Here is a 4,252-nt window from a genome sequence, read left to right as displayed (position 1 = left end):
TTCACCTTGGCGGACTGGATCTTTATCCTGATGGTGTTATACGGTAAATCTTACCCACCACATCTGGGGAAGAGCCTGATTTTTAATGTTCACACAAACACCCGCTTTACCAGTCCATCGGCGTTACATATTTTTATGGCATTGTTTTATATGTGTTTTTATGCGAGCAGGACTAATCACACGCCATCATTACCCTACTATTATTGTCAACTTCTATGTAACCATTGCCCGAATATTAAAACCCATGCCATAACTGCTATTATTCGCCGACAGGCCTGAAGATTATCCTCTCCGTGCCGATAGACTGGGCAGCATTCACAACGATTATTAAAAATTATGAAAAAATATCTTTTCCTACCCCTGCTACTCAGCATCCTCTCAGCGAATGGTCACGCCGCCGGGAATGGCGCGGCATCGGGTTCCGGGTATTTCTCATTCGAGAACCCGTTTGTGGTCAATATCATGGACAATAACCGCATGCGATTTTTGCAGATCGCCATGCAAATGCAGCTGGTTGACCCGAATACCGCTGCGGATATTACCCGCCATCGGGACGCCATCCGTCACAACGTTATTATGTTACTGAGTGCCCAGGAGGCCCAGGACCTCTACTCCATCACGGGCAAGGAGCGACTACGCCGCGCCACCCTCAAGGAGATCAAGGCTGCTCTCAAGGGCCGCGCCGATCACGTCGAGATAGAAGACATCTTCTTCACTAGCTTCATAATCCAGTAAGCCTGGATTACGCCAGTCACCCCGAAGCGAACTGCAAGCATTGGCGGGACATACGGCGACACATGGTCAAGGCGGGTTTCGCTATGGTGGCGGAATTTTTTACGATGTGCCGGGATAAAAACGCGGCCTGCCGGATAGCCCGGAATCTTATCGAAAGCCTCGATCAACAGCTGCACGACCGGGGCAGATGACCTCGAAGGCGATGACTGACTCAGACCTTCAGAAAGTGCTCACGGTAATACTGCAGTTCTTCGATCGAATCCCGGACATCGTCCATTGCCAGGTGGGACGATGATTTTGAATGGCCTTTGTAGACCTCGGGGGCCCAGCGGCGCGCCAGTTCCTTGATGCTGCTCACATCCAGGTTGCGATAATGAAAATAGGCCTCCAGCTCCGGCATCAGGCGTGCCATGAAACGGCGATCCTGGCAGATGCTGTTCCCGCACATCGGCGAACTGCCTTTCGGCACATACTTGCCGAGAAACGCCAGTGTTTCCTGCTCGGCATCGGCCGCGCTGTACTGGCTGTTCTTGACGCGCTCGGTCAGCCCTGAATTGCCGTGCTGGCGCGTGTTCCACTCATCCATCCCCGCCAGGATCGCGTCATCGACGTGGATTGCACAAACCGGCCCTTCCTCGAGCGTATTCAGGTCCTTGTCGGTCACGATTGTCGCGATCTCGATAATATAGTCATTAAAGGTATCCAGCCCGGTCATTTCCAGGTCGATCCAGATAAGGTTATTCGCGTCTTGTGGCATGCCAAACTCCGGGGTCTTAACGGCTTGTTTTAGTTAATCGTTAAGGCTACCCTGCCTGCACAGTTTGCGCAAACACCGGAACCGGATTCTATGACCGAAATCAGTTTTCTCACCCTCTTCCTCATTGCCCTTGGCCTTTCGACCCTTGTGCAGTGGTGGCTGAGCCTGCGCCACAGTCATTTTGTCGGTGCGCACCGGGCCCATGTCCCCGATGCCTTTGCCGAACGTATCCCGTTACCCGCGCATGAAAAGGCCGCCGATTATACCCTCGCGAAAACCCGGCTTGAACGCATTGAAATCGTTATCGGCGTCACCCTGTTGCTGATCTGGACAGTCGGCGGCGGGCTGAATGCACTGGATCGCCTGTGGGCTTCCTTCGAGCTGTCGCCGCTGTTGACCGGCACCGGTTTTTTGATCAGCCTGTTTATCATCATGGCGATCCTCGATATCCCCATGGCCTTGTATCGCACTTTCAAACTCGAGACAAAATTCGACTTCAACCGCACCACGCCGGCGACGTTCTTCGGCGACCAGGCCAGGCAACTCATGCTGTTAGTCCTCATCGGTCTGCCGCTGGTCATGCTGATCTTGTGGTTGATGGAAAACATGGGGCAATACTGGTGGTTATGGGTGTGGGCCGTCTGGACCGGCTTTGGCCTGTTTATGATGTGGGCCTACCCGGCCTTTATCGCGCCACTCTTTAACAAATTCGAACCGCTTGAAGACGGCGATCTGCGCGAGCGTATCCAGACCCTGCTGAGCCGCTGCGGCTTTACCAGTAATGGCATCTTTGTGGTCGATGGCTCGCGCCGCTCCGGCCACGGCAACGCCTACTTCACCGGCCTTGGCCGCAACAAGCGTATTGTTTTCTTTGACACCCTGCTCAACAGCCTCAGTCCGGCGGAGATCGAGGCGGTGCTCGCCCATGAACTCGGCCACTTTCACCACAAGCACATCTTTAAACGCATTGTCATGATGACCCTGTTCAGCCTCGCCGGCCTGGCCCTGCTCGGCTGGCTCATTGAACAGCCCTGGTTTTTTGCCGCACTGGGTATGCAGCAGGCCAGCCTGCATGGTGCCCTGGCGCTGTTCCTGTTGGTCGTCCCCGTCTTCACCTTTTTCCTGCACCCGCTCATGGCCTGGTCTTCACGCCGCCACGAGTTTGAGGCCGATGCCTTTGCAGCGACGGTGAGCAATGCCGATGAACTGATCAAGGCGCTGGTCAAACTCTATGAAGAGAATGCCAGCACCCTGACACCAGACCCGTTGTACTCGGCCTTCCATGACACCCATCCACCGGCTCCGATCCGCGTCGCCCACCTGAACAGGGTAGCAAACTGATGTCCACGCTTGCACAACGACATTGCAGCCGTGAGACAGCCCTGCTCGACCCGGCGCAAGTGCAGGCGTATTTATCAGAGCTTCGGGACTGGTACGTTATTAACGACGGCAAATCGATTCAGCGCCAGTTCCGTTTCAAGGACTATGAGCAGACCCTCGCCTTTGTAAATGCCGTCGCCGGGATCGCGCGCGGCGAAGACCATCACCCGGATATCAGCTTTGGTTATAACCGCTGTGAAGTGCGCTTCAGCACACATTCCGTTAATGGCCTGTCCGAAAACGACTTTATTTGCGCGGCGCGAATCGATGCGCTGTCCAGCGACACCTGATTCTTTACCGCAGGCATATCATCAGGCATGGCAAAAAAAGACACCCTCAGTCAGCAACAGACGCGTCGTATCCAGAAGAAACAGCAAACGGTACTTGAAGGTAATAACACAGAACGCTCCGGTCTGGTCATCAGCCAGTATGGACAATCCCTCGAGATAGAAACAAATCATGCTGAACTGCGGCGTTGCAAGCAGCGCAAGAACCTCGGTGCCATCGTGCCCGGCGACCGCGTTCGCTTTACCGGCGAGGATAATAACAACAGTGTTATCGTTGCCGTCGAGCCCCGGCAGAGCCTGCTGGCGCGACCGGATAATCGTGGCCGGGCCAAGGCCATCGCCGCCAACCTCGATCGTATCTTTATCGTCACGGCCATCAAGCCGGAATTGAATGAGGGTCTGATAGACCGTTACCTGGTCGCGGCCGAAGCGCTCGGCATTACGCCGGTGATTGTCCTCAACAAGATGGACCTCGCCGATACCGATGTGTGCCAGGCATTGCAGGCGCGCATGCGCATCTACGAACAGCTTGGCTACGCCGTTATCTATACCAGTGCCCAGAGTGAACACGGCCTTGATGACCTGCTTGCCGCCCTGAAGTCGCACGCCAGTATCCTCGTCGGCCAGTCCGGTGTCGGCAAGTCATCACTGGTGAACGCCCTGCTGCCGGAAGTCGATGCCGAGGTCGCGGCGATATCCGATGCCACCGGTAAGGGCATGCACACCACCAGCGCCTCGCGGCTCTATCACTTGCCGAACGGCGGCGATCTGATCGATTCGCCCGGGGTGCGGGAATTTGGCCTCTGGGAAGTCAGCCCCGAGGAACTGGCCGAGGGGTTTATCGAGTTCCGCCCTTACCTCGGGCGCTGCAAGTACAGTGACTGCCAGCATGAAAGCGAACCGGAATGCGCGATAAAAGCAGCAATGGCCGAGGGCAAGATCAGCCCGCAGCGTTTTGACAGCTACCGGCGCATACTGGCGTCGCTAGCCGATTAATACGAAATATCAAAAAAAACAAGCCTCGTCAGAAAAATTCATGGGTAGTTTTCGGGGCAGGTAGCGCTCCAAGCGCGTGATATAAGGCGATTTCAGT

6 protein-coding genes are annotated in these 4,252 nt (G+C 55.3%); 5 read left to right on the top strand and 1 reads right to left on the bottom strand.

Translation table 11 applies throughout. The annotated features are described in order from the left end of the window. Together RQ738_RS13210 and fliL are read left to right on the top strand one after the other, a co-directional pair. The coding region (locus RQ738_RS13210) for a hypothetical protein (protein ID WP_314165771.1) at window positions 1-279 on the top strand (279 nt) is incomplete at its 5' end. Window positions 280-336: 57 nt separating this feature from the next. Then, window positions 337-735: a flagellar basal body-associated FliL family protein gene (gene fliL / locus RQ738_RS13205; RefSeq protein ID WP_314165770.1), complete on the top strand. Its 399-nt coding sequence runs from the start codon at window positions 337-339 to the stop codon at window positions 733-735. 211 nt (window positions 736-946) lie between these two features. Here fliL and orn read toward each other — a convergent pair whose 3' ends face one another. Then, a complete protein-coding gene (gene orn / locus RQ738_RS13200) occupies window positions 947-1,492 on the bottom strand; it encodes an oligoribonuclease (RefSeq protein ID WP_314165769.1) in 546 nt (181 codons plus the stop codon). Between the two features lie 90 nt (window positions 1,493-1,582). Between orn and RQ738_RS13195 the strand changes: the two genes are divergently transcribed. Genes RQ738_RS13195 through rsgA form a run of 3 tightly spaced genes read left to right on the top strand, consistent with a single transcriptional unit; the run spans window position 1,583 to window position 4,155 of the window. Then, a complete protein-coding gene (locus RQ738_RS13195; protein WP_314165768.1) occupies window positions 1,583-2,833 on the top strand; it encodes a M48 family metallopeptidase in 1,251 nt (416 codons plus the stop codon). Beyond that, window positions 2,833-3,162, top strand: a complete 330-nt coding sequence (locus tag RQ738_RS13190) for a 4a-hydroxytetrahydrobiopterin dehydratase (protein WP_314165766.1) — start codon at window positions 2,833-2,835, stop codon at window positions 3,160-3,162. Before RQ738_RS13195 ends, RQ738_RS13190 begins: the two co-directional genes overlap by 1 nt. Window positions 3,163-3,189: 27 nt before the next feature. After that, entirely contained in the window at window positions 3,190-4,155 is a 966-nt protein-coding gene (gene rsgA, locus RQ738_RS13185; protein WP_314165765.1) for a small ribosomal subunit biogenesis GTPase RsgA, read from the top strand. The last annotated feature ends 97 nt before the right edge of the window (window positions 4,156-4,252 follow it).

It is taken from the genome of Sulfuriflexus sp., from assembly GCF_032250955.1.
In the GTDB taxonomy this organism is placed as follows: domain Bacteria; phylum Pseudomonadota; class Gammaproteobacteria; order AKS1; family AKS1; genus Sulfuriflexus.
This window is presented reverse-complemented; position numbering and strand designations above follow the sequence as displayed.